Annotated in this window: 27 protein-coding genes and 2 pseudogenes; 12 read left to right on the forward strand and 17 right to left on the reverse strand. The window is 36.6% G+C overall.

The features are described 5' to 3' along the window. Positions 1–131 precede the first annotated feature (131 nt). Entirely contained in the window at positions 132–1,856 is a 1,725-nt protein-coding gene (locus tag JFT89_RS15870; protein WP_016096629.1) for a phospho-sugar mutase, read from the reverse strand. A 143-nt stretch (positions 1,857–1,999) separates the two neighbouring features. Here JFT89_RS15870 and cdaS point away from each other — a divergent pair, with 143 nt between their 5' ends. After that, complete coding sequence (gene cdaS / locus JFT89_RS15875) at positions 2,000–2,605, forward strand: sporulation-specific diadenylate cyclase CdaS (RefSeq protein ID WP_002067925.1); 606 nt, start codon at positions 2,000–2,002, stop codon at positions 2,603–2,605. Positions 2,606–2,773: 168 nt separating this feature from the next. On the opposite strand, the gene pepA is transcribed toward cdaS, so the two are convergent. The 4 genes from pepA to JFT89_RS15895 form a co-directional block, all read right to left on the reverse strand. Continuing rightward, on the reverse strand, positions 2,774–4,258 hold the full coding sequence (gene pepA / locus JFT89_RS15880; RefSeq protein WP_002067923.1) for a cytosol aminopeptidase: 1,485 nt from the start codon (positions 4,256–4,258) through the stop codon (positions 2,774–2,776). Between the two features lie 276 nt (positions 4,259–4,534). Further along, positions 4,535–5,161, reverse strand: coding sequence for a 3D domain-containing protein (locus tag JFT89_RS15885; protein WP_002089307.1), 627 nt, complete (start codon positions 5,159–5,161; stop codon positions 4,535–4,537). 86 nt (positions 5,162–5,247) lie between these two features. Then, a complete protein-coding gene (locus JFT89_RS15890; protein ID WP_002089308.1) occupies positions 5,248–5,565 on the reverse strand; it encodes a YuiB family protein in 318 nt (105 codons plus the stop codon). Further along, positions 5,562–6,068, reverse strand: coding sequence for an NUDIX hydrolase (locus JFT89_RS15895; RefSeq protein ID WP_201040347.1), 507 nt, complete (start codon positions 6,066–6,068; stop codon positions 5,562–5,564). The genes JFT89_RS15890 and JFT89_RS15895 overlap by 4 nt, the downstream gene beginning before the upstream one ends. Positions 6,069–6,382: 314 nt before the next feature. On the opposite strand from JFT89_RS15895, the gene JFT89_RS15900 reads away from it, so the two are divergent. Next, positions 6,383–7,429, forward strand: a complete 1,047-nt coding sequence (locus JFT89_RS15900; RefSeq protein WP_016096627.1) for an FUSC family protein — start codon at positions 6,383–6,385, stop codon at positions 7,427–7,429. 369 nt (positions 7,430–7,798) lie between these two features. Here JFT89_RS15900 and JFT89_RS15905 read toward each other — a convergent pair whose 3' ends face one another. After that, positions 7,799–9,007: an NAD(P)/FAD-dependent oxidoreductase gene (locus JFT89_RS15905; RefSeq protein WP_002067919.1), complete on the reverse strand. Its 1,209-nt coding sequence runs from the start codon at positions 9,005–9,007 to the stop codon at positions 7,799–7,801. Between the two features lie 461 nt (positions 9,008–9,468). On the opposite strand from JFT89_RS15905, the gene JFT89_RS15910 reads away from it, so the two are divergent. From JFT89_RS15910 to JFT89_RS15920, 3 genes are all read left to right on the forward strand, one after another. Then, positions 9,469–10,458: an NAD(P)/FAD-dependent oxidoreductase gene (locus JFT89_RS15910; protein WP_002145100.1), complete on the forward strand. Its 990-nt coding sequence runs from the start codon at positions 9,469–9,471 to the stop codon at positions 10,456–10,458. Between the two features lie 166 nt (positions 10,459–10,624). Next, positions 10,625–11,101, forward strand: a complete 477-nt coding sequence (locus JFT89_RS15915; RefSeq protein ID WP_002112609.1) for a GyrI-like domain-containing protein — start codon at positions 10,625–10,627, stop codon at positions 11,099–11,101. 175 nt (positions 11,102–11,276) lie between these two features. Beyond that, on the forward strand, positions 11,277–12,524 hold the full coding sequence (locus JFT89_RS15920) for an MFS transporter (RefSeq protein ID WP_002145098.1): 1,248 nt from the start codon (positions 11,277–11,279) through the stop codon (positions 12,522–12,524). Between the two features lie 17 nt (positions 12,525–12,541). Here the strand turns inward: JFT89_RS15920 and JFT89_RS15925 are convergent, their stop codons facing one another. Continuing rightward, on the reverse strand, positions 12,542–13,423 hold the full coding sequence (locus JFT89_RS15925) for a helix-turn-helix domain-containing protein (protein WP_016096625.1): 882 nt from the start codon (positions 13,421–13,423) through the stop codon (positions 12,542–12,544). Positions 13,424–13,503: 80 nt separating this feature from the next. Here JFT89_RS15925 and JFT89_RS15930 point away from each other — a divergent pair, with 80 nt between their 5' ends. Then, complete coding sequence (locus tag JFT89_RS15930) at positions 13,504–13,965, forward strand: 2-thiouracil desulfurase family protein (protein WP_016096624.1); 462 nt, start codon at positions 13,504–13,506, stop codon at positions 13,963–13,965. A 28-nt stretch (positions 13,966–13,993) separates the two neighbouring features. Here JFT89_RS15930 and JFT89_RS15935 read toward each other — a convergent pair whose 3' ends face one another. The 4 genes from JFT89_RS15935 to JFT89_RS15950 all read right to left on the reverse strand — a co-directional run bounded on the left by JFT89_RS15935 (position 13,994) and on the right by JFT89_RS15950 (position 16,519). Then, the gene (locus tag JFT89_RS15935) at positions 13,994–14,347 is read right to left on the reverse strand and encodes a YxeA family protein (RefSeq protein ID WP_016096623.1); all 354 of its coding nucleotides are present in this window, start codon (positions 14,345–14,347) and stop codon (positions 13,994–13,996) included. Between the two features lie 340 nt (positions 14,348–14,687). Next, positions 14,688–15,041, reverse strand: a complete 354-nt coding sequence (locus JFT89_RS15940) for a HesB/IscA family protein (RefSeq protein WP_002034566.1) — start codon at positions 15,039–15,041, stop codon at positions 14,688–14,690. Between the two features lie 41 nt (positions 15,042–15,082). Next, on the reverse strand, positions 15,083–15,949 hold the full coding sequence (gene dapF / locus JFT89_RS15945; RefSeq protein ID WP_201040348.1) for a diaminopimelate epimerase: 867 nt from the start codon (positions 15,947–15,949) through the stop codon (positions 15,083–15,085). Between the two features lie 330 nt (positions 15,950–16,279). Further along, positions 16,280–16,519 (reverse strand): YuzB family protein, encoded by a 240-nt coding sequence (locus JFT89_RS15950; protein ID WP_002015892.1) that lies wholly within the window; start codon positions 16,517–16,519, stop codon positions 16,280–16,282. Between the two features lie 426 nt (positions 16,520–16,945). On the opposite strand from JFT89_RS15950, the gene JFT89_RS15955 reads away from it, so the two are divergent. From JFT89_RS15955 to JFT89_RS15965, 3 genes are all read left to right on the forward strand, one after another. Then, positions 16,946–18,016 carry an NAD(P)/FAD-dependent oxidoreductase gene (locus tag JFT89_RS15955; RefSeq protein ID WP_002067895.1) on the forward strand — a complete coding sequence of 357 codons (1,071 nt, stop codon included), beginning with the start codon at positions 16,946–16,948 and terminating at the stop codon, positions 18,014–18,016. Between the two features lie 263 nt (positions 18,017–18,279). Beyond that, a complete protein-coding gene (locus tag JFT89_RS15960) occupies positions 18,280–18,939 on the forward strand; it encodes an ABC transporter ATP-binding protein (RefSeq protein ID WP_002067894.1) in 660 nt (219 codons plus the stop codon). Continuing rightward, positions 18,923–19,717: an ABC transporter permease gene (locus tag JFT89_RS15965; protein ID WP_016096621.1), complete on the forward strand. Its 795-nt coding sequence runs from the start codon at positions 18,923–18,925 to the stop codon at positions 19,715–19,717. The genes JFT89_RS15960 and JFT89_RS15965 overlap by 17 nt, the downstream gene beginning before the upstream one ends. Positions 19,718–19,767: 50 nt before the next feature. Here the strand turns inward: JFT89_RS15965 and phnA are convergent, their stop codons facing one another. From phnA to JFT89_RS15980, 3 genes and pseudogenes are all read right to left on the reverse strand, one after another. After that, positions 19,768–20,109, reverse strand: coding sequence for an alkylphosphonate utilization operon protein PhnA (gene phnA, locus JFT89_RS15970; protein WP_002112620.1), 342 nt, complete (start codon positions 20,107–20,109; stop codon positions 19,768–19,770). 249 nt (positions 20,110–20,358) lie between these two features. Then, positions 20,359–21,153 carry a DUF2628 domain-containing protein gene (locus tag JFT89_RS15975; protein WP_002067886.1) on the reverse strand — a complete coding sequence of 265 codons (795 nt, stop codon included), beginning with the start codon at positions 21,151–21,153 and terminating at the stop codon, positions 20,359–20,361. A 311-nt stretch (positions 21,154–21,464) separates the two neighbouring features. Next, positions 21,465–21,827 (reverse strand): annotated as a pseudogene (locus JFT89_RS15980) (outer membrane protein assembly factor BamB family protein); the annotation flags it as partial. 1 nt (position 21,828) lies between these two features. On the opposite strand from JFT89_RS15980, the pseudogene JFT89_RS30905 reads away from it, so the two are divergent. Continuing rightward, positions 21,829–21,936: pseudogene (locus JFT89_RS30905) on the forward strand (DUF4304 domain-containing protein); the annotation flags it as partial. Between the two features lie 81 nt (positions 21,937–22,017). On the opposite strand, the gene JFT89_RS15985 reads toward JFT89_RS30905, so the two are convergent. Together JFT89_RS15985 and JFT89_RS15990 are read right to left on the reverse strand one after the other, a co-directional pair. After that, complete coding sequence (locus tag JFT89_RS15985) at positions 22,018–22,812, reverse strand: nucleotidyltransferase domain-containing protein (protein ID WP_002069367.1); 795 nt, start codon at positions 22,810–22,812, stop codon at positions 22,018–22,020. 52 nt (positions 22,813–22,864) lie between these two features. After that, positions 22,865–23,173 (reverse strand): YuzD family protein, encoded by a 309-nt coding sequence (locus JFT89_RS15990; RefSeq protein ID WP_002068102.1) that lies wholly within the window; start codon positions 23,171–23,173, stop codon positions 22,865–22,867. 206 nt (positions 23,174–23,379) lie between these two features. Between JFT89_RS15990 and JFT89_RS15995 the strand changes: the two genes are divergently transcribed. Both JFT89_RS15995 and JFT89_RS16000 read left to right on the forward strand, forming a co-directional pair. Next, entirely contained in the window at positions 23,380–23,616 is a 237-nt protein-coding gene (locus tag JFT89_RS15995; RefSeq protein ID WP_000431159.1) for a NifU family protein, read from the forward strand. 451 nt (positions 23,617–24,067) lie between these two features. Then, on the forward strand, positions 24,068–24,283 hold the full coding sequence (locus JFT89_RS16000) for a hypothetical protein (protein WP_002068096.1): 216 nt from the start codon (positions 24,068–24,070) through the stop codon (positions 24,281–24,283). Positions 24,284–24,362: 79 nt separating this feature from the next. Here JFT89_RS16000 and yutH read toward each other — a convergent pair whose 3' ends face one another. Continuing rightward, positions 24,363–25,364, reverse strand: a complete 1,002-nt coding sequence (gene yutH, locus JFT89_RS16005) for a spore coat putative kinase YutH (protein WP_016096615.1) — start codon at positions 25,362–25,364, stop codon at positions 24,363–24,365. Between the last annotated feature and the right edge of the window lie 94 nt (positions 25,365–25,458).

Genomic DNA, 25,458 nt, shown 5'->3' on the forward strand with positions numbered 1-25,458 from the left:
TTCTAATTCTCTTAGTAAAGTGTAAATTTATAACACTCGCTCGTAATAATCCTCTACATCAAACAAAACTACAAGAAAAGAGGAGGCCGTTCTCCGTTCTCCTCTTTTCCTATCAGTAGCACTCTATTCTATTATAAACGATTCATAATATCTTCTTTAATAGTAAGTAACTTTTGTTCACTATTTTGTAAGGAATCATCTTGTACACCAAAGTAGAATTTAATTTTCGGCTCTGTTCCAGATGGACGTAAGCAGAACCAAGAACCATCTTCTAATTGATATTTTAACACATTTGATTTCGGTAAGTGAATCTCTTCCTTATTTCCATCTTGTAACGTTGTAATGATGCTTTCTTTATAATCCTCAACTGCAACGACTGTTAAACCAGCTACTTCTTTCGGAGGATTCTCACGGAATGTTGCCATCATCTTTTGAATCTGTTCGGCACCGTCTTTTCCTTTTAACGTTAACGATACAAGGTCCTCGCGGAAGAACCCATACTTCTTAAATACTTCTAACAGGCCATCATATAACGTTTTACCTTGTGATTTGTAGTACGCAGCTACTTCACATGCAAATAGAACGGATTGTACTGCATCTTTATCACGGCAGAATGGACGGATTAAATAACCATAGCTTTCCTCATAACCGAATTGGAATTCATATTGTCCGCTTTCTTCATACTGTTTAATTTTTTCACCGATAAATTTAAATCCAGTTAACGTATCAACTGTATCTAAACCGTATGCTTTTGCAATCGTACGACCAATTTCAGACGTTACGATTGTTTTTAATACAACACCGTTCTCTGGAAGTGTTCCGTCTTTTTTCTTTTGAGATAATAAATAATCAAGCATTAATGCACCTGTTTGGTTACCAGTTAATACTTGGAACTCACCATCATGATTACGAACTGCTACACCAAGACGGTCTGCATCAGGATCTGTTGCGATTAACACATCAGCGCCTACTTTTTCACCGTCGCGAATTGCATACTCAAACGCTGCATGCTCTTCTGGATTTGGTGATTTTACTGTAGAGAAGTTTGGATCTGGTAACTCTTGCTCTTTTACAACTGTTACATCTGCAAATCCAACTTCTTCTAAACCACGGCGTACCGAAATATTTGATGTTCCATGTAATGGTGTAAAGACGATTTTTAAATCTTTTCCTACTTCTTTCACCATCTCTTTATTAATAATGACATTGTTCAATTCTGCCGCATATGCATCATCTACTTCTTGTCCAATTATATGTAATAAACCGTCAGCTTTTAATTGCTCAACATCAGCAACTTCAACTGTTAATTCATTTTCTACTGCATTTACATAGCTAATTAACTCATCAGCTTCTTTTGGAGGCAACTGCCCACCATCTTCACCATATACTTTATAACCGTTATATTCGGGCGGATTATGGCTTGCCGTAAGAACGATTCCACTTACTGTATGTAAATGACGAACTGCGAAAGAAAGCACTGGCGTTGGACGTAAGCTTTCAAATACGTATGTTGTAATACCCTGTGCACCAAGAGTAGCAGCTACTTCCATTGCGAATTCAGGTGATTTATGACGAGAATCATAAGCGACAACAACACCACGTTTTTTCGCGTCTTCACCTAATTTTTCAATAAACCTAGCTAATCCTTTTGTTGCTTTACGAACTGTATATACATTTAAACGGTTCGTACCAGCACCAAGTTCACCACGCATACCGCCTGTGCCGAACTCTAGATTTTTATAAAAGCTATCCTCGATTTTCTTCTCATCTTGCTTCATGTTTTCTAGCTGTTCTTTTAATTCTGCGTCTAATTCTGCATATGAAAGCCAGCGACTAAATTCTTGTTTCCAATTCATACTTCCATCTCCTCTCGCCTGTCGTACCTTCATTATATGAAAAAAACAACCTGCATCTCAATATTTTTTAAAATCTAACAGGATTTTACTATAAATATTTGTATACACTATGGTTAAATACTCCACCAAAGGGAATGAGGATTATGCAAGAATGGGGCTTGTCAGAAGAGCTCAAAATAAAAACAAAGCAGATGATTGAAATTGCTGAAAAAGAATTATCAAACATGAAGCATGCAATCGATAAAGAAGATGAATGTATTTTATGTAAAATGGAAGATATTCATCATATGTTAACAAATGTACAGACGTTAGCAGCTACATATTATATTCAAGCATATTTATCACCTTATACGGAAAGTTCACATTTCATCACTACAGCTGTCCAACATTTAAGCGCTCGAAAACACGGTGCTCTTATTATCGTGGAACGAAGTGACGCTCTTGATTCTTTCATTCAAACTGGAACGACATTAAACGCACACTTAACCGCGCCACTACTTGAATCGATTTTTTATCCAGGGAACCCTCTTCATGACGGAGCCGTTCTCATTAAAAATAATCATATTGTCTCAGCAGCTAATATTCTCCCATTAACAAAAAGCATGGAAATCAATCCTGAGCTAGGAACACGTCATAGGGCTGCAATTGGCTTATCCGAGAAAATTGATGCACTTATATTAGTTGTCTCTGAGGAAACAGGGCGTACTTCATTCGCTTTAGGCGGGACGTTATATACGATTTCTTTATAGGACGAATCTTTCACTATGTAGCACTTTTTGAAACGGTAAAATAGTAAATGAAATTATATGAACCGTAACTCCAAATATATCGACTTACCGACAAAAACTGACAATAGTCATACCATATCAATAAGAAAAGGCTATCCCAAAAATTTGAGACAGCCTTTTCTTCAAAAATTATTCTTCTCCGAAACGCTCAACAAGTGTTGCAAGTGTACGCACCATTGCACCTGTTGCTCCAGATGGTCCTAAATCATGTGCTCCAGATGTTTCAGATGTTCCAGCGATGTCTAAGTGTACCCATGGTGTTTCTTCTGCAAATTCACCAAGGAATGTCCCAGCCATAACCGCATGTCCTTCACGGCCTGGTGAGTTATTTAAATCAGCAAATTTACTGTTTTTGACACGTTCTTTATCACGTTCAAAAATCGGCAATTGCCAAATTGGCTCATCCGTTTCCATAGAAGCCTCTAACACTTGTTCAAACAATTCTTCATTATTTGTCATTGCACCTGTTGTATGATTTCCAAGTGCAACAATTACACCGCCTGTTAATGTTGCAACATCAACTAAGTAATTTGCACCAAGTTTCTTCGCATACGTAATACCGTCAGCTAACGCTAGGCGACCTTCTGCATCTGTATTTAATACTTCAATTGTTTTTCCGCTCATAGATGTAATAACATCGTCTGGCTTAAATGCCGTACCACTTACAACATTGTCAGTTGATGGAATAACAGCAATTACATTTTGCTCGGGGCGAAGTTCACCGATGATCTCCATCGCGCCAAGAACAGCTGCAGCGCCGCCCATATCACCTTTCATACCAACCATGCCTTCACGTGGTTTTAAAGAATAGCCGCCTGTATCATATGTAATCCCTTTTCCAACAAATCCAATTACATCTTTCCACTCTTCTTTTCCTTTATAAATAAGAGCGATCATTTTTGGCGGTTCAGTAGATCCTTGGTTTACTGCAAGCAATGCACCCATACCAAGCTCTTCCATCTCTTCTTTCTCAAGAACCTTATAATCCATATCGTATTTTTCCGCTAATTCAACTGCATACTCAGCAAGCTTTGTCGCTGTTAATACGTTTGGCGGCATATTTACAAGCGTACGAGCTGAATTCGTTGCACGTCCATGTACGTATCCTACCGTTAATGCTGCTTCAATTTCTTGTGCATCTTCTGCTGTAATAGCCGTGAACTTCTCTAACTCTACACGATCCTTTTTATCTGATTTATACGTTTGTAATTCATATGTACCAAGACCTTGTACTTCTGCCGCAATATGAGCTACATCAATCGCATCTAATTTCTCTGTCACGAAAGAATCAAGTAAGATTGCTGCGTCTTTTACTTTTGCTGATTGTAACGATTTAAAAGCTTTACTAAGAGCTGCACGTAACGTTTCTGTTGTATATGACTCTTTCTTACCTAAACCAACAAAATAATAACGCTTAACATTCGTTTTTCCTAAGCTATGTACTTTTGAAATGGCTTTCTTCTTAGTTGAAAGTTCTTTTTCTTCTAATAAAACTTGTAATTGTCCTTCAAACGCTTTATCCAGTTCTTGTACAAAGCTATTCGTTTTATCCTCTTCAAATAAGGCAACAATTACCGCTTCATGACTTGCTAATTCTTTTTGTATTTGAAACATGTTCAGACCCCCTAAATTTCTCTACGTCCATTATAACTTTATTTTCGATAAAATGCGACAATTCTAAATTCTATCATTTCATATAAAGTGAAACTTTAATCAGCCCGCACTAATCGGGCGTTTACGGGCAGCAAGGCTCCCACCTACCTTCTTTGCTCCAGCTGAATTTTGAGGTGGGGGTTTTACCGGCCGCAAATAGCAGGTTAAAGATGCTATCTCCAATATCTTCTATGGTGAAATAAGACAAGAAAAAAGTCTAGCGTTATTGCCACTAGACTATCTTTGTTTTAAATATTGTCCACGAAACACTTGCATCGTTTCGTCTTGATTTAACATCGTTAACTCTTCTTCCGAAAACTTGCCATTTCCTATTTTCACTATATACACATTTACTTTTTTCTTACCCCATTGGCTATAAACATCTTTCACCGTATCATAATATAAATCGAGACGATTTCCTTTTATAGCACCGCCCTTATCAGCTACAACACCATATCCGTAACCTGGCACGAATAGAATTGTCCCAAGCGGGAATACGCGTAAATCGGCAGCGATTGTGGAATATAAATCCCTTTTTGCTTTAACACCTGAATATGTAATGCCATACTCTGGATGCCCCGGCCTCTTTCCAGTTGACTCTATACCTGATGTATAACCAGTTGCAGTCATTTCTATAACACGATATTTAGACCAGTCATTTGCCTGCTCTAAAGCATTTATCACTTCTTTACTCGGAGCAACTTTTTTCTCAATTTCTGCTGCATGTACTTCTTTTACACTTGTTCCTTCATATGATTTTATAATCTCTAATAAAGAAACTCCTGTGAAAGCCTGCCATGTTACGCATAATGCGAATGCAAGTAAACAAGTCATCATAATGCGAATACAATATCGTTTTAACATTTTTATATTCCACACTCCTTCATCGTTAATCATTCCCTATACGATGAAGGAATATGCAAAAAAATAATCTCCAAATTGATTGGAGATTAAAACATTTGATATCCACTTTTCCGAAGTTTTTTAATTATAATTCCTGCTAAAGCAGCACCTACTAATCCAGTAGATAGAATAAACACATCTGCGTGTCCTAAATGCGATACACTTGTCCCAAATGAAGAAAATGTTTCTTTTGGCTTTGAAAAATAGTCCCATACACTCGCTTTATTAATAATAAGCATACAAATAATCGGATATACAATAACCATTACCCACGTAGCTCGCAAAATCATGTTGAGTAAAAATCCAATTCCAAAAAATAAAATAAAGAACAACATCATTGAAATAAGTAGTACCGGTATACTCACTTCTTCTCCCTCTCCTTCGCATACGCCGTAAACACATGATAAGCCGTATAACCAAATTGCTCTCCTGGATTTAATGTTTTGTCCATTTCAAAATGCGGCTCTGCTCTTCCTTCTAATAAATATTTGATGAGTACAGAAGTATTTTGATCATCTGCAATATTTTCCGGATGTAAAAAAGCTACTTCCGACAATTCTTTCTCCTGTACGATAACGTCTTCTCCCTCTGGCTCTAGAAGAAAAATAATCATATTATCACTAATTTCATTATGAATAACACCTGAGCGAATACCAATAATCCCCTTTACATGAGCAACAATGCCTGTCTCTTCCAAAATTTCACGTTTCACAGCTTCATCAACAGTCTCGCCTTCATTAACAAAACCAGCAGGTAAAGACCATTGCCCTTTCAATCCACCGTATTTTTTCTTAACGAATAGCCATCTCCCATCTTTTGTAGCTACTAAGCCACTGACAGCTAACCACACTTTCCCTCGCTTCCCCATGATATAACCTCCTCTACCGAACGGACAGAATATTCTTTCTTTTTATATATTATACTATATTTTTAAGTACACTGTGATTTTTCCTTTCTTAGGGTAATGCCCCATTACCATCGACTTAAAAAATTGGCATTTCCCCATATTGAAAAAAATGAGCTGAATTATTATAAATAACTCTGGAAAGATAAAGTTTTCATTTTGGGGATACTTCAAAATATTAGCCTGATGGATATAGGTATCACCACATGTCCATGGATTAAAGAAAGAGCCTATTATTAAACTGTACCCTACTCTTTGGGTCTGAAGAGGTGTTATAGATGAATGTAAAGACATATAGGGCTCAAGTGTTTTCTTGGTCTAAAGAGGCCAAGGTAGAAATAGTAGAACTCATTTCCGCCGGCATAGGTATGGCCGGACCTGTTCTGTTCGCCACAGTTCTAGGCTATCCCGCTCTTGGTTTTGCTGCATCGGTCGGCAGTTTGGCAGTCAGTAGCGTGAAAGTCGGTTCGAGTTTTATAAATCATGGGAAAAATTTGGCATCAGCGCTGATATCAATAGTGCTTGCTGCGATTGCTGCTGTTCTCTCTTTCGGACATGGCTATCTAACATTTGGAGTCTTGATCCTGCTGGTAAGCCTTGCTGCGTTAATTGGCGGATATAGTCGTGCCTTGGCGGTGGAAACAACACGCTTTTTCGTATTCCTGATCATCATCCTCAATATGGTCGACCAGACGGAGTACCGGATGGAACTAATTTTTTCAATCTTAGCAGGGGCGATTTGGACCGTCAGTATCAGCTTGTTGTTAGGCATCTGGGTACACCGTTGTTTTAAATCATCGCTGGATGGAGCTGTGAAAGGTCCAACATCGAAAAAAATCATTCTATGGCGGAATTCTCTTGCACACCTATCCGGTTGGCAATTCCCAATCAGGCTCGCATTATGTTTAGGTATAGCTGAGGGATTGCGAATACTTTGGCCCGAGCACCACTTCTATTGGATTGCAATTACCGTAGCGATCCTTACTCAGCGGAAAATAGAACTCTTTCCAATCAAAACAACACAACGAGTGCTTGGTACAGTAATCGGCGTGATTGTTGCGAGTTTGCTTCTCGCAACTAGCCTACCAATTTGGGGGTTAGTTATAAGTATCGGGCTATTTGCAGGTGTTCGGCCTCTTCTAAAGGTTCGAAATTATCTTGTATACTCTGCAACCATGATTCCGCTCATTATTTTGATCATGGAAGCCGGAAAACCGTTCCAGTTTATCATTCTGTTCGACCGTGTATTCGCAACCCTTATCGGCGCAGTCATCGTGATTGCAGTGAACTTGATATTCAGTAGAGCGATGGCGAAATCAGTGTGAAGGTGGTTATCTAGCGAAAGATGCTTTAATATTTCGGGTATCTTTTCTAGTTGAACAAAATCCCCCCTAAAATGAAAAAATACGCTATTCTTTCTGTAGAATCATAAGAAAGGATGGCGTTTTTGTATGTCTATTTCTGTATCTGATGAATTACAACTATTTGCTAAAAAACTATATGGAAGGGAAAGTAAGTATGAAGAAAACGAAACAGTGACCTGGCGAATCTGCATTTTCTTTCTTCGGAAACGCAATTATTCTATATGTAATTCCTTTCACTTTTCACCCTCTTTTTATTACTATATCGAAAACGTGTATTATACAAAAAAAGCAGAAACAGCTCATAGCCGTTTCTGCTTTTTCTACTATATATTAAAAGAACTTCAATTTACCTTTTTTAAGAACTAATAAAGGTCCGCCTAGTAAGAATAAGTAACGGTTGTCGATTACTTTCTTCATGAATGAAGCTTTCCAACCTGTTAACTTTTTACCCATAACAACGCCCATTGCATCGTCATGACCTAATGAACATACAGATCCTTTATTATCAAATGCAAACTTTTTCATTTCGCCTTTGCCGCGAACTAACACAGTTAAATTGTGTGCAATGTTATAACCTTCTTGAATTGCAATCTGTGCTGTTGGTGGGTATGGACGGTTAATCTCCTCATTGATGATTAACGCTGCGTCACCAACCATGAATACATCTTCATGACCCGGAGCGTGCATGTACTCATCCACTTTAATACGTCCGCGCATTGCTTCAAATCCAGACTCTTCCACAATACCGTTACCACGAACACCTGCAGCCCAAACTACAGTTTCAGATTTAAGAAGTTCAGCATCATCACCGTTTGCAACGATAATACCTTCTTCAGTTGCTTCCTTAATTGCTGTACCGATGCGGAATTCTACACCTTTTTTCTCAAGTTGTTTTACAGCGTACTCTACTAATGCTGGATCGAAACCAGGAAGTGCTGTTGGAGCAGCTTCTACACAGATGATACGTGCTTTTTCACGTGGAACATCGTACTCTTTGCAAAGTTCAGGAATACGATTTGCAAGCTCACCTACGTACTCGATACCAGTAAATCCAGCGCCACCAACAACGATTGTTACTAATTCATCGCGTTTTTCAGTCGCATATTGAGCGAATTTTTCTTCCATATGCTCACGAATTTGACGAGTTGCATTAATGTTAGTGATTGAGAATGCATGCTCTTTTAATCCTTTAATTCCGAACGTTTCTGATTCGAAACCAAGACCGATTACTAAGTAATCATACTCTAATTCACCATCTTTTAAGATAATACGTTTTTCAGCAGCTTTAATCTCTACTACTGTATCTTGTACAAAGTTCACTTTATTTGTATCGATAACGTCTTGAATATCTAGACAGATTTTATCATCTTGTAATGTACCAGCTGCACTCTCATGTAACCAAGTTGCTTGGTAGTGATAGCTGTTGTTGTTTACTAACGTAATTTCAGCTTCACTTACAGATAATGTTTTTTGCAGACGAACAGTCGTAATCATCCCGCCATAACCTGCACCTAAAACTACGATTTTTGGAGTCTTCACCAAATCACAACCCTTTTCTTTATATAATAGTAATTAAAAATAATACCAAGTACTAAAAACTCTATTTGTCAAGAATGTGGAATTTATCACATTCTATATCATAACAAAACGTAGTCAAAAAATCGTACGAAATTTGTCATAGAAATTTAACATAATACTTCCCTATATTAGTCGGTTTCATTCCATAATTCAAGCACCTAGAGAATTATCAATATTTTAAAATAACATAGCGTTTTCAAGGGTTTTTCAGCCTTTTTTTCATGTATTTTCCTTTCGCTATATTTTATACGATTCTAAAACATCTATGCGCAAACTTACTTATTATTCAGTCGTTTTCAGAAGTATTATTAACTGAAATATGCTATCATTTATTTGAAAGTGTCATCATTTGCAGGATTTTCGTGTACATATGAACAATATATGAAATCAATATTAAAATTCCATCTATAGGGGGAATGAAAGTGACAGAAAATCAAAAAGTTTACGACATAACGATTATTGGTGGTGGCCCAACAGGACTATTCACTGCATTTTATGGCGGAATGAGACAAGCAAGTGTAAAAATTATTGAAAGCTTACCTCAACTTGGAGGGCAATTATCCGCACTATATCCCGAAAAATATATTTATGATGTAGCTGGATTCCCAAAAGTGCGTGCACAAGAGTTAGTTGATAACTTAAAAGAGCAAATGAAGAAATTTGATCCAACTGTTTGCTTAGAGGAAGCTGTTGATACGCTTGAAAAACAAGCTGACGGTATATTTAAACTTGTTACAAATAAACAAACTCACTACTCTAAATCTGTCATTATTACTGCTGGTAATGGTGCTTTCCAACCACGTCGCTTAGAATTAGAAGGCGGGGCAAAATACGAAAAGAAAAACTTACATTATTTCGTTGATGATATGAATAAATTTGCTGGAAAACGCGTCGTTGTATTCGGCGGCGGTGACTCAGCAGTAGATTGGACAATGATGTTAGAACCGATTGCGGACAAAGTTACAATTGTTCATCGCCGTGATAAATTCCGTGCACATGAACATAGCGTAGAAAGCTTAATGAATTCCCGTGCAGAAGTAAGCACACCTTACGTTCCAGTTGAACTCATCGGTGATGATACTATTGAACAAGTTGTTCTTCAGCACGTAAAAACAGAAGAAAAAGTTATCATCGATGTTGATGACGTAATCGTAAACTACGGCTTCGTTTCTTCGCTTGGTCCAATTAAAAATTGGGGCTTAGATATTCAAAAGAACAGCATCCTCGTGAACTCAAAAATGGAAACAAATATTCCTGGCATTTACGCTGCTGGTGACATTTGTACATATGAAGGAAAAGTAAAACTCATTGCTTGCGGCTTTGGTGAAGCACCGACAGCAGTAAACAATGCAAAAGCTTACTTCGATCCAAACGCAAAACTTCAACCAATGCACAGCTCAAGTATGTTTTAATATAGAAATGAAAAGAACTCTTTTTACATGAAAGGAGTTCTTTTCATACTCTCTCCTTTTCCTAACTAAAATACATTCCAATTTTATAAAAAACACTACTCCCTTCCAAAATATGTTACAATAAAAATAGAACGTATGTTTTACTTAATGAAGGGAGGTTTTATTAATGAAAGAACCTATTATCGTAAAAAAAGAAGCTTTCCAAGCAATCGGTGTCTCTATTACGACGACTAACGAAAAGGAAGCATCGACTGAAGGAAGGATTCCAATGCTTTGGAATCGCTACTTTCAAGAACAAATCATGCATCAAATTCCAAATCAACAAACAAAAGAAACATTCGCCTTCTATTCAAACTACGAATCAGATGAAACTGGTACGTATCAATTTACGATTGGTATGCCCGTTTCTTCATTAGAAGACGTTCCTGAAAATATGACAACTTTAACAATACCTGCTACTACGTATGCGGTATTTACAACGAGAAAGGGACCAGTTTCTGAAGTCGTTTGCGAGGCTTGGGAATATATTTGGCAATGGTCGAAAGAAAACAAACGTGCCTTTACAACAGATTTCGAACTGTATGATGAAAAAGCAACAGATCCAAATAACGTACAATTGAATATTTATATTGCATTAGCCTAAAACATTAAAAAGAAGATGCCCTTGGTATCTTCTTTTTTTGTCGTGAAATAGCCACTGTGCAAATTCATTATTATTGTCTACAATGAGAAAGTGCAGTATAGAACTATTAGAAACTGTATAAAACGATTGTTAATAGGTTTTTTAGTCTAAAATCGGTACATAGAAAGGAAGCAATATGGAGGAACTACAACAAAATAAATCTGCTTTAGAAGGAAGCGGAAAACCGTTATTAAAAAATACGAACTTCCTTTTTCTTTGGGCAGCTACTCTCTTTTCAAGTTTTGCTTTAGCCTTTTTTACTTTTTCACAAACATGGTACATAGCAAAAACATTAAACCTTGAGGCTTCACTCGGTATTGTTTTCGTGGCTCTTAGTGTTCCAAGGCTCATCTTTATGATTATCGGCGGAGCATTAGCTGATAAATTCCCGAAAAAAAACATTATGTTTTATTCTAATATTATTCGCGCTATTCTTGTCGCAACTATTCTCACCTGGTTCATCGTCGGTGATGTAACACTATATACATTTGCTTTGTTCGCTTTGTTCTTCGGACTTGCTGACGCTTTCTTCTGGTCAGCAGATGGATCTATTCTGCCTGAACTTGTAGAAAAAAGCCGTTTAACACAAGCAAATTCACTTACTCAAATGACAAACCAAGCATCTGTCATTTTAGGACCTGTACTTGGCGGTATTCTCATTAAATTTACGAACTATGAGACAATTTTTTCAATTACAATCCTGCTACTCATTATCGCTGCAATACTCGTTCAAAAAATACAATTTACCGTACCCGAAAAAAATGAAACAGACAAAGGCATGTTCACTTCTATTAAAGAAGGAATCTTATACGTAAAGGAATCACCATTCCTTTCAACTTTCCTGATTTGTAGCGCCTTTCTAAACTTATTTTTAATCGGTCCGATGCAAGTCGGTTTCCCGCTTTTTGTTAAAAACGTTCTGCACGGTGATTCACTTCAGTTTAGTTACTTAGAAGCATCTGTCGGCGGTGGGATGGCGATAGGAGCTATCATTGTCGGGTTAAAAAACATTAACCGCAGACGTGGTCTATTTTGTATTATCATGATGCTACTGTCTGGTGTATTCTTCTTATCCATCAACTTTAGCACTGTACTTTGGCAAGCTCTATTAGCTGGAATGTTTTACGGTATTACAATTGCGATGGCTATCGTTCCACTTATGGCAATGATCCAATCAACAGTAAAAGAAGAGATGATGGGACGCGTTATGAGTTTACTCATGCTTTCATCGATGGGATTCATTCCGCTCTCTTACGCATTTACATCGCTTGCACTTGGGATCGGTATTCCAATTGTAACGGTTATGAAAAGCGGTGCAATCGCTGTTATCGTCTTCGTACTATTTGTAGCGATTCGTGTTCCAGTTGTAAGGAAATTCGATTAGCTACTAAGAGTCATGTATTATACGCATGACTCTTTTTTAAATGGATCGAATAACGGTATCCCCTTACTCCGCCTCAATGCCGCTCCCCACTCTAATCCAATTTCTAAGAATAAATCTCGCATCGTACTATACAACAGTGCTCCAACATCTTTACGAATTTCTCCGTACTTATACGCTCTCACAACACTTTTCACCCTCCAAATTAAATTTCCACGCACTTCTTCATCAGCTAATATTCCCTCTAATAAAGCACCTTGTTCTAGTAATCCGCTCTTTTTATAAGCAAGTTCCACCTTACTCCAAAATATATTAATCTTCTTCGGATTACTCGTCATCGGCACCAGCGCATATATAAAAGGCTTCGGTATATCGTGACGACAATACGTTTCATCAAGCTCGTACGTTACTTTTCTTTTCTCTTTTATTTGTGGAATGTTTTTAGAAAGAATTGTTTCCCCCTCGTTTTTTTGCTCCTTTCCGCTACAGCTAGCTGCATGCCCCCCACTTTCACATGCGGACATTTTCATACGGTCATCCATGCGGTCAATCGCAGATGTAAGAAATACATATAAGTTTGCACTATATCCGCCGCGCTTATGTCTTTCTTTTGTCATAACACGTTTAATAATTCCTAGTTCCTCTAATTTTGCAATCGAGCGGCGTACCGTACGAATACTCTTTCCAATATTCGTCGCAATTGTCTCCATTAACGGACAAGCAACACCAACTGTTTCGTTCTTCTCATTAACCGCATATTTCCCTAAAAAATGAATGACGGCAGAATCAGTCTTATTTAGTTGAAACTGATAACATTTAAAAACTTGTTTTTGATGGGCATTAAACTCTTCTTTACTTCGAAATTCACTATATGGTTTCATTAAATTATATAAGCTTCCCATTTCTATCACCTCATTTTATAAGTAAGAGGCAGTAAGCGAAATTGGCGTGATAGTTAATATTTTTTATTGGAGATGACAATATGATCGTAATTAGCGCTTGTTTAGGTGGTATCGCTTGCCGTTATGACGGTAACGATAATCTCGTTTCAAAAATAGAAGAGTTATTACAAAGGGAAGACACCATCCTCGTTTGTCCTGAAGTATTAGGAGGATTACCAACGCCTCGCCCTTCAGCTGAAATTATTGGAGGAAATGGCGATGACGTTTTAGACGGAAAAGCGCAAGTGATGACAAAAGATGGTGAAGATGTCACGGAGGCTTTCGTGTTTGGTGCTTATAAAGCATTAGAACAAATAAAAGGTTTAAACCCAGAATATATTATTTTAAAAGAACGCAGTCCATCTTGTGGTAGTTCTACTATTTACACAGGAGAATTTAATGGCAATAAACAAATCGGTTACGGGGTAACAACAGCTTTATTTAAAAGACATGGATTTAAAGTCATTTCAGAAGAGGATTTTGAGAACGAAAAAAGGAATTGACCCTGTTCGTCAATTCCTTTTTTCTGTCTTATTTCACACCTAATTTTTCTTTCACTTTCGCAGGAAGCTCGTCTTTCTTCACTTCTTCCCAAGCTGTTACGCCTTTCTTATCTGAATGGAATACACGTAAGAATGCTTCCTTGCGAAGATTTTTCACAGCTGTAAATTCTAATTCTTTTTCTTTACCTTCTTTATCAAAGGCAGGTAACTTATACTCGAATGATTTATGCGGCTGACCGTCACCAGCTTTTTCATTCTTCTCAATTCCATCAGTTGTAATTTGAACGTAGTACTCATCTTTACCCATACGGTTTAAATCACAACCAACTAATAAACTTGCAAATACAACTAAAATACTAAAAAGTGCAATATGTCTTTTCAATTCCTTCACCTCATGTGTTTTTCTTATATTGTTATCTTAAAGCCTAAGCTTTAAAGAAGAAATTCAAAAACATGACATAAACATTACACTTTTGTAAGATAGTAAAAATCCGTATGTACAACCGTTCAAACATAATTATTTCTTCACTCTAGAAATTGGCCTTCCCCTTCATGCATCCTCTTTAGCCTTCTTCTTGCATATATTCGTTATCTTTGTCATGCTCTTTTTCTTTTTAGCGCAAAAGAAAAGACCTTCCTAACGATTTGGTTTCATCGCTAAGAAGGTCTTTATATGCAACCTACCCATTCAATTTCCACTTAGAATAAAGGGATGACAAAACTTAGCAATCTTCTGGCTTACCAGCATTCGACGCTGTACGGAAAGATGATCCGCATCCACATGATGCGATCGCATTTGGATTGTCGATTGTGAATCCGCCGCCAAGCATAGATTGCTTATAGTCAACTTTCACTCCCTTTACAATCGGAGCACTTTCTTTATCGATAACAAATTCAACACCGAAAAACTCAAGAACTGTGTCGTCTTCTTTTGGTTCTACTTCAAATCCTAAGCCGTAAGAAAGACCACTACATCCGCCGCCATGTACAGCAAGGCGCACGTACTTCTCTCCATCTTCAGCATCTTTTAACATATCTTTAATTTGAAAAGCTGCTTGTTCTGTTACTTCAATCATGAAATACACCTTCCTTTCTGTTCTCATTCTATTATACATCTTTACGCTTCTATCTTGTAATCATACACTCCGTGGCAAATTACTTCTGCTGGTCCTTTCATTAACACATTACCTTCTTCTGTCCATGCAATCATTAAATTGCCACCAGCTAAATGAACTGTAATTTCTTTACCACGTTCCATTTTTCCATTTAAAATAGCCGCAACGACAGCTGCGCATGCTCCTGTCCCGCAAGCTTGTGTTACACCAGATCCTCGTTCCCAAACGCGGAAATTCATCTCTTCATCATTCAAAATCTCGATGAATTCAACATTCACTCGCTCTGGGAACATTTCATGCGTCTCAAGAACCGGTCCTAACGTTGTAAGAGGCGCTTTTTCTACATCATCAACAAAAATAACCGCATGTGGATTCCCCATTGAAACAGCTGTAAATGCATAACGGTGATTATTGTATAAGAAGTTTTCACGAATAAATGGTGTTTCTCCTTCACCAAGCATCGGTATCTCTTCACGTGTTAAACGAGGTGCTCCCATGTCGATTTTCGCTAATGTAACTTTGTCATCTTCTACCGTTACTTCTGCCGTAACAATACCCGCTAACGTTTCAATTGTGAAAACTTTACCTTCTACTAGTTTATGCTCATACGCATATTTCGCTACGCAGCGTAAACCATTTCCACAGCTCTTTCCTTCTGAGCCATCGTTATTAAACATGCGCATTTTTACTGGTGCCACGTCAGAAGGACAAATTAAAATCATTCCATCTGCACCAATACCAGTATTAATATTTGAAACCTTTTCCGCTACAATTGCTAAATCTTCTTCTCTAATTTGTTCCTCAAACATATTTACATATATATAACTATTTCCAAGACCATGCATTTTTGTAAAAGAAAATTGGCTCATTTTTATTCACTCCAAAAATAATTTATTATTTCAAGTATAAAATGCATGCTTTTAGAACACAATATGAATGTCCCCCGTTTCTCATATTTGACAGTGTTTTGGCAATAAGCCGTTCTTACACAAATCGTGTAAGAAAAAAGCCCTTCTAAAAGGGCCTTTTTTTTTCGAAATAAACACTCCTAATAAAGTGAAACTTTAATCAGTGGGGGGGACGGGCAACAGGGCTTCAACCTAACTTCTTTGCTTCAGCTGAATTTTGAGGTGGGAGTCTTACTGCCCGCAAATAGCGGGATAAATGAAAAAAGAAAAACGTTGCCTGTTTGCAACGCTTTAAAACATTGGATTTTCATCCATATAATCATATACATTATTTACAAGTTCTTCTACTGTTGCACCTTGTACCACTTCACCATTTACAAGTGCAAATGGACCTTCAAAACAGATGCCACAATATCCTAAACAACCATATTCCATTACGTCTAAATTAGGATCTTTTTCTAATTTTTCTAAAGCTGCTTGCGAACCGCTTGCAAGGTTACCTACACAAAATTCGATTAATGGTTTAATCAAAACTCTCCCCCCTGTATCTCTAAACAAATTACCATTTACTTCATATGGTATGTGCATACCTAATTTGCGAAACGGATAAGTAACCCTCTCTACTTGTTACCATTCCACTTTATTTATAAGAAGAAAACTAAGCTGTTTCTTGTTGTTTTCGTTATATATTCTAAACTATTTAGTTACTTCACTATTTCACTTCATAATAGATAGTCTTCTTTATATAACATACTACTCATAATGAAATAGTAAATAGTAACTAGAAAATGAAAACCACTTACTTTACTTTTCTTCTTATTGTACAACAGAGTATTCATTCATGCATTGTTATTTGTTCACAAATTCGATATAATTTGATTGTGTAAAGTCAAAATATTTTATTAATATAAAATTGTATGATTAGGGGATATTTCAACAGAAAAGGGGTAATCCATCATGAAACACCTCGTACTACTAGGTGGTGGCTACGGTGGAATGAGAATTCTGCAGCGGCTACTTCCAAGCAACCAACTTCCAGATGATGTACAAGTGACATTAATCGACAAAGTACCATATCATTGCTTTAAAACTGAATATTATGCATTAGTTGCGGGTACAATTTCAGAAACGCATATTCGCATACCGTTTCCTGAGCACCCACGTCTCAATATTCAATACGGAACAATAACAAATATTGACCTCGAAACGAAAGCCGTTCATCTCGATGGCGGTGAAACGATTCAATATGATGATTTAATTATCGGGCTTGGCTGTGAAGATAAATATCATAACGTTCCTGGGGCGAAGGAATATACACATAGCCTACAATCAATTGAACAAACACGTAAGACATATGAACAATTAAATAGCTTAGAACCAAATGCAACAGTAGCTGTCGTTGGGGCTGGTTTAAGCGGCGTTGAAGTGGCAAGTGAACTTCGTGAAAGCCGTTCAGATTTAAAAATCTATTTATTTGATCGAAAAGATAGAATTTTATTCCCATATCCAGAGAAATTAAGTAGATACGTAGAAGAATGGTTTGTAAAACATAAAGTTACGATTATACGAAACTCTAACATTACAAAAGTGGAACCAAACATTGTATACAACCATGATGAACCACTTGAATGTGATGCAATCGTCTGGACAGCTGGTATTCAAGCAAATGAAGTTGTTCGAAACCTTCCAGTTGAACAAGATGGTAGCGGACGGGTTGTTTTAACGAAATATCACAATATTCCAAATAACGAGCACGTTTATGTCGTAGGAGATTGTGCAGCACTTCCACACGCACCATCTGCTCAACTTGCTGAAGGTCAAGGAGAACAAATTGTCCAAATATTATTGAAACGTTGGAATAATGAACCACTTCCTGATGAACTGCCTGTTATTAAATTAAAAGGGGTTCTCGGTTCTCTCGGCAAAAAACACGGATTTGGTTTACTAGCAAACCAACCATTAATGGGACGTGTACCGAGATTATTAAAATCCGGTCTTCTTTGGATGTACAAATATCATAACGGTTAATACTTTAAAGGCTGCCTACATAGTAGACAGCCTTTTTCTATTCATTTTTTGTAACTACTCAGTCATTCTATGAAAAACCGACAGAAAAGCATTTTTTTAAATGGTCGAGAGGGACTAGCTATGTATAGGATCGGTCAGTGCCTTTTCCTGCCACGCGCAAAGTTTTAAAACAAAGAAAAAAGATGTTCCTTCTAAAGAGACTTTATTTTTCTATTTTTCTCTCTTTTTGATACGATATAACTAGAATCAGAAAGGAGCAATTTATGTTTATATTAAAAGACATCAAATATAAAAACATTCTACACATTCCTTATTTACAGATTCAACAAGAAAAAATAACTTGTATTATCGGTGAAAGTGGTAGTGGAAAAAGCACATTACTTCGTATGTTAAATGATTTACAATCACCTACATCTGGCACAATTGAATATAACGGAAAATCCATTTTAGATTATCCTCCCATTCAATTACGACGTGAAGTTGTCATGCTTGGACAAACTCCGCCTATTTTTGATGGAACAATTAAAGATAATTTATTAATGGGACTGCGCCTTTCTGAAAAGCCATTTCCAAATGACGATGCCCTGCAAGGCGCATTAACAACTGTTAGCCTAGATAAAAAATTAGAAGATAGCGCCTCTTCTTTATCAGGCGGTGAAAAACAAAGACTTGCTTTCGCTCGTATTATACTAATGGATCCGCCCGTCTATTTATTAGACGAACCAACTTCGGCACTAGATGGTGACACAGAACGCCGCGTTATGAAACAATTCACTCTACTGGCAAGAGAAAAGAAAAAAACAGTTATCTTCATCACGCACTCGCAACAACTTCCAGAAGAAATCGCAGACGATATTATTGAAATTAGTAAAACAAACGGTGCAACTAGAAAGGAAGTGCTATCAATTGAAGGGCGTTATTGAACTACAAATTTGGCAACTTGCAGCTGCATATATTTTCATCCTTATTTTAATCGGGCTTGTGAAATTAAAAGGAATACCGCGTGAGAAACAAATTACAATTGCTACATTACGTATGACAATTCAGCTCGTACTAGTCGCATATGTTCTTACATACATATTTGAAAATAGTAATCCGTTTTATACAATAGCTCTCATTACTTCTATTACTACCTTTGCAATTTTCAACATTTATAAACGAATAAACCTTCCTATGTCAAAAGAATTAAAAAGAGTTGCTGCCATTTCCATGATTGCTGGATCAATCGGCCCTCTTCTACTATTTATCTTTGTCATTATCGGGCACGATCCTTGGTATGCTCCGCAGTATATCGTTCCTATTGCCGGTATGCTAATCGGTAATGCTATGACAGGTATTTGCCTCGGGGCAAACACCTTTTTAAACAGTATGAAATCACAAAGAGACCATATTGAAGGGGCACTTATGCTTGGCGCAACTCCAAAACAAGTAGCCGCCCCGCTTATACGCGATGCTTTCGATTCTGCTATTTTACCAACAATTAATTCTATGGTCGGAATGGGGATTATAAGTCTTCCCGGCATGATGACAGGACAAATTTTATCCGGTGTATCACCATTTACAGCTATTCAATATCAAATTGCGATTATACTTGGCATTTCTGGAAGTACAGCTTTCTCTGTTATTATCTTCTTACAGCTTGGGTATAAAACGTTCTTTAATAAGCGGTGTCAGTTGAAAGAGGTTGAAGCACAATCATAAAAAAGACGCTCTGCAAGTTACTTACAGAGCGTCTTTTTTCTTTGCTAATCTTACGCTTTCTTAACGAACTGTGATTTTAACTTCATAGCTCCGAAACCATCGATTTTACAATCAATATCGTGATCTCCCTCAACTAGACGGATACTCTTTACTTTCGTACCAATCTTTACAACTGAAGAAGTTCCTTTTACTTTTAAATCTTTAATTACAGTAACAGCATCGCCATCTTGAAGAACGTTTCCGTTCGCATCTTTGACAACTTTTGCACCATCATTATTTTCAGCTTCCGCTTCTTGACCCCACTCATGGGCACATTCTGGACATACGAAAAGAGCGCCATCCTCATACGTATATTCTGAATTACATTTTGGACAATTTGGTAAAGTAGCCATAAATTCATTTCCTCCGTTCATTATTTATACGTAAAAATCAAATCGAATTTTTACATGTCGATAAATAAAATTTGTATAGCATTTCTTTATACTGCCATAGTCTCACGTTATTGACAAGCCTACCTCAAATTCTCATTTTTTATTGTATTTTACAAAATTTTAATTAGTATGCCGTTTTTTATGTCTTCCCCAATAAACAAAAAGAAGAACCTTCACAAGATTCTTCTTTTCCAAATAAACGAGTTCTCTCTAAAAACCCCAACTATTTTCTTCAATGTAAATTTGATACTCTTCTGCTTCTTCTTCAATTAACTTCTTATTGTTTTCATATACTTCTTGCCATTCAAAATAATCCTCACTGAAATAAATAGCAAATTTTATTTTCACGTTTTTCTTCTCTACATAATCATAACCAGTAAACTCTACTACGTCATAATCCTTTTCTTTCTTTACAAACTTCCAAGTTGGATTATCAGTCATAACCTCTAAAGTAAATCCTTCATCACTTGAACGAACAACATTTTTTATATTTGGTTCAGTTGGTAAAAGGGAGAGTCCGAACATAGCCCCGCCAAACACTATCCCCACTATAACTTGTAAACCAATCATACCAGCAACACTAGCGCCACCCTTTGATTGTAAGTAATACACCTTCTCATGATCAGGCATATCTTCTGCCTTATGTAAAATACGAACAGCGTGCTTATAATATAAACGGTTTCCTTGCCATCCAGTAAATATCATCATTCCTAATTGAAGAACTAAACTAAATGTTAAATAAATCCCATCTGGAATATCTATAAAAGGGGGTACAACTATACTAGGTATAGCCAATAACGCAAATATAATAAATAATTTATACATTTTACGATAAGCTAACCAAAAAGTTGGGAAGAAAAAGGCTACCCAATTCCATGTATTCCCTTGCGCTTTATTTTCTACTTTTCCCCATTTAAAGTCATAATAAGCTGTATTCTTTTTAACAACTTTATGTAAATCTTGCGTAGCAATTGTTTCTTGTAAAACAGTGTCCTTCACGTACATCATCCTTCTCTTATTTCTATATAATTTTTATTGTAAAGAAATAAAAAAAGGAATCTAACAAAAAATAGTTGTATTTCATAAAAATGAACAAAAATCGAATACATTCCGACAATTACCCATTATATATTCCATTTTACTATTAAATATATTAGAATACTTATATATAAGATATTTAATACACTATGTTAAACATCTTGTATATTCGCAAAAAAGGATGTCTCAAAATCATTTTGACACACCCTTCTCCTATTATATAAATTACTCCTGTAATATGACCAAACCTAAAATCTCGACTTAAGAGACTTCACAAATTAGCTTTCTACTATTTCAAACATATTTCCACTTACACAACTAATGAATAATCTATCATTAACTTCCTCAATTGATACAATAAAATCCATTTCAACTACATTTTTAGGGAGTTTAATAATACCTTTTACTTCGCCACATTCAGCATCAAGTATTATTAATTCTAAATTTGAAGTAGCAATATAAATTTCTCCATCTTTATATAACAGAACCTTTGCAATATCATGTAAAGTAGTATGGTTCCAAATCACTTTACCCGTTTGAATATTAACACCATAAATTCTGCCTTCTCCTAGGGACAATACCATCATCTCTCCGATAAGAAACGGAAGCAATTCAATTGCAGAAGGCACATTTACTTCATAATTTGATTACATTCTACGAACGAGAATAGAGCCTATACATATGAAACAGAACCAGTTATTACATAATGTTTCACATGAAACTATCCATATTCCGGATTACCTTTCTACTTCTCATTTCTTGTAAAGTACTTTTTCATTATCTAAAAATAGTAAAAGCACCCTTCATACAAAGGATGCTTTTACTATTCACCTACCACTTTCGCCTACACTCCTCAATCACACTAAGCAAATACCTCTTCGTCATATCAGCCCGTCTCCAACTAGAGATCTTTCGCTTTTCCTTTGGATTATGCCGCATTCGCTCTACTTCTCTTAATAAAGGCTCCCACTTATGAGAGTAAAGTTCCAACATATATTGCAACCCTCTATCTTTTGAAACGATTGTTTTATGATCTAACGTATATAAAATACGTCCCATCGTAACGACAGTTGATTCTACCCATTCTTCTATGAAAAACAAATAGGGACGCTTCGCTTTTTCACTCCAGTAATGTTCTACGTTATATTTCATTGTATTTACTACATCGTCCCATTTTATTTGAAACGGAAGGTCTTCCGCTTCTTTCCCGATAATTTTAATGCCTTGATTTTTCAATGTCCACCATGTGACCGCATTAATGTCCCAATAACCACTATCCGCTTTCCCCTCTGCACAATACACGTACTCATTCATTTCATGATTGTATTTCCCTAAGTCAGCAAGCGGAATATACATACCATCCATTCTTTTACCTAACGTACTTTTACTAAGCTTTTTATGCAATTCTATAATTTGCTTTTTTTCAGCTTCGTTCACGAAATCACTTATTACCGTAACAAAATCAACATCGCTCGTTTCTATATGAAATGCTCCTAGCGCGATCGATCCGTAAATGTATACCCCGACTATTTTTTCGTCCAAAAAAATTTCTTTTAATTCTACTGTGTACTGCTCCATTAACCTTTTTACTTCTTCTGGTAGAGCCTGCTTTATTCCATTCTCCACATATATCCCTCCAATAAAAAAAGCCTTCGCAAATTCGCAAAGGCTTCATGCTTTATAAATATTTCTCGATTTCTTCATAAACATCCTTCAAACGTGGATTTCCTTCTCCAACGATTTCACCATTTACAAGAACGACTGGATAAAATAGATCTTCCTCCACTACTCGCTCTGCGAATACTTTTTTATCTTCATCTTCTTGTTCTTCTTGAAAATCAATATACTCAAACTTAAATTTATTTTCTTGTCCTTCATATTTACGACCAATCGCCGCTTGTAACCACTCAAACGTTTCTGTTGAAGATGGCATTCCAACGCAGCTCGCACAAATTACTTTCGTCCCATACACTTGCACATTAACCATTTCTTCTCCCCCGCTTCTTGTTTCAACAGTATATTCAGATGTCTTATTTCATAAGCACATCATTTTACAAACTTATTCCATACCCCTATACTGAAAAAACACGTTGTACACACGATATAATATTTTGACAATAAAACAAGAAGAGAAAAAATAGATTTTCCCCTCTATCTTGATTATAATAAAACTGATGAAAGGAGTCGATAAAAATGGAAAACCCACATATGCAAGAACAAGTATTAGAAGTATTAGATAAATTACGTCCATTCTTACTTCGCGATGGCGGAGACGTTGAATTAGTAGACATTGAAGAAGGTATCGTAAAATTACGCCTTATGGGTGCATGCGGAAGCTGCCCAAGTTCTACAATCACACTAAAAGCTGGTATCGAACGCGCACTACTTGAAGAAGTACCAGGCGTTATTGAAGTAGAACAAGTATTTTAATCTAAAAGCGGAAGCGGCTCGTTCAGAACAGAAGGTCATTGGAGCTCCTGACGAAGAGGCGCTTTTTGCCTCACAGGAAGGCGCGAAATGGCCGACTGTTCTAGCCGCTGGAGCTAGACATTATTTAAAAGCTGCGGTGGCTCGTTCAGCTCTGACTGGCTAAGGTTCTTTCGCATAGAAGGCTCTTTTTGCCTTCTTATGCGGAAGGTTCTTAGACACGAAGAGCTAGCCACCAGAGCTGGATAATATCTAAAAGCAGAAGCGGCTCGTTCAAAGCTACTTCTAAGAAAAGAGACCAAATTTGGTCTCTTTTTTTGTACGCAAACAAGACATACTCCCCTACACTATTAACATCATAAAACAAAATTGGAAATCCTTCTCAAAAAATGCGATAATTAATATATAGTGAATCGTTCACACATATAAAGCGAAAAACGTAGGGGGAAGACGTATGCCAAAAATAGGGAGTACTTTTGTAACAATTCAAGAATTAGAACAGAAAAAAGAATATTTATTAAGTCTTTCACCCGTTATACCGACATGGAATACGAGCTATCAATTTTTATTTAAAGAAATACAACAAGAATTATTAAAAAAGGTAAATGAAAAAATTGAAAGACACCACATTATTTTAACTATATGTACAGATCAAAAAGTAGGAGCATAGCTTCTTATTATATAAAGATAGACATGGGTATCGGTTGTAGCATAAAAAAAAGACCTCACTTGGTCTCTTTTTTATACTTTTAAGATAGCCAATCTAATTTCCTAATGCCTAACTTATCAACTGGTAAACGAAATGACTCGTAAAAATGATTCATAAATTGCTCAGTGCGCTTCACATCATGTAAAATGATTTCTAAACGAGCTCTATATATGCCTTTTTGTTCTTCGTTTCCTGTTTGATAATATCGTTCAACCGTTTCAAAGTAGTGAAGCGGGAACAGAAGCCTTGCGAATAATAAGCGCCAACCAAATGAAGAGAGCGAATAATTACGTTCATAATCTGTAATGAATTGGACTACCGTCTGCTCCCAATCTTTCTTCTTTTCTATCATCATATAGCGAATACATTCTGCTATATCCCTACTTGGGTGATCATATACCCAATCAAAAGGAAGTTTTAAACGCTTCGTTTCATGCCATAATAGAGGTGTAAATCGTTCTTGGCAAATTGTTGCTGCGTCAGTTATTTGTGGTGTATCGTCCATTTCTGTATCGACAACATATTGAATTGCATTTTCTGCAACTCCTAAGTAATACGGGAAGGATTCAATAAACAATTGATCGAATACGTCTGAAGGATGGTTCATCACTTGCGATTGCCAAAACCTTTCTAATTGGTCGAGCCTTTTTTCCCATAATGCTTTCCATTCACCAATGCGGCTTAATTGCTCAACTTCTTCCGGAAAGAATGCACCACGTTTATGAAATATAGAAAGCTCACTTCCTAATGATGTAGCATGTCGTTCTAACATACGCATACCTTTTAATAAGCAATAATTTTTTTCTTCTATCTCACTTACATAGTAGCCGTGTATAGTCGGAACGAAAGTCGAAACGGTTATATCCCCTTGCTGGTTCATATAATCACTGAGCTTTTTCATCTCTACAAGTACTTCTTCCTCCATTTCTCCAATTGGAACAAGTACATAAACTTTGTTGCGAATCCAAAAGCTTTTATAGGGGCCAAGGGGGATTAATTCTTTAACATGCATGTGATAATGCTCATAAATATGCTGAATCATCGCAGTCGCCACCTATGGTTTTTCTTTATATATATGAGCTTGTGCTCGCCTTTCATTCCTATGCACATGATAAAGCAACGAAACGTATACAAAT

The organism is Bacillus sp. TH25, from assembly GCF_016650935.1.
In the GTDB taxonomy this organism is placed as follows: Bacteria; Bacillota; Bacilli; order Bacillales; family Bacillaceae_G; genus Bacillus_A; species Bacillus_A mycoides.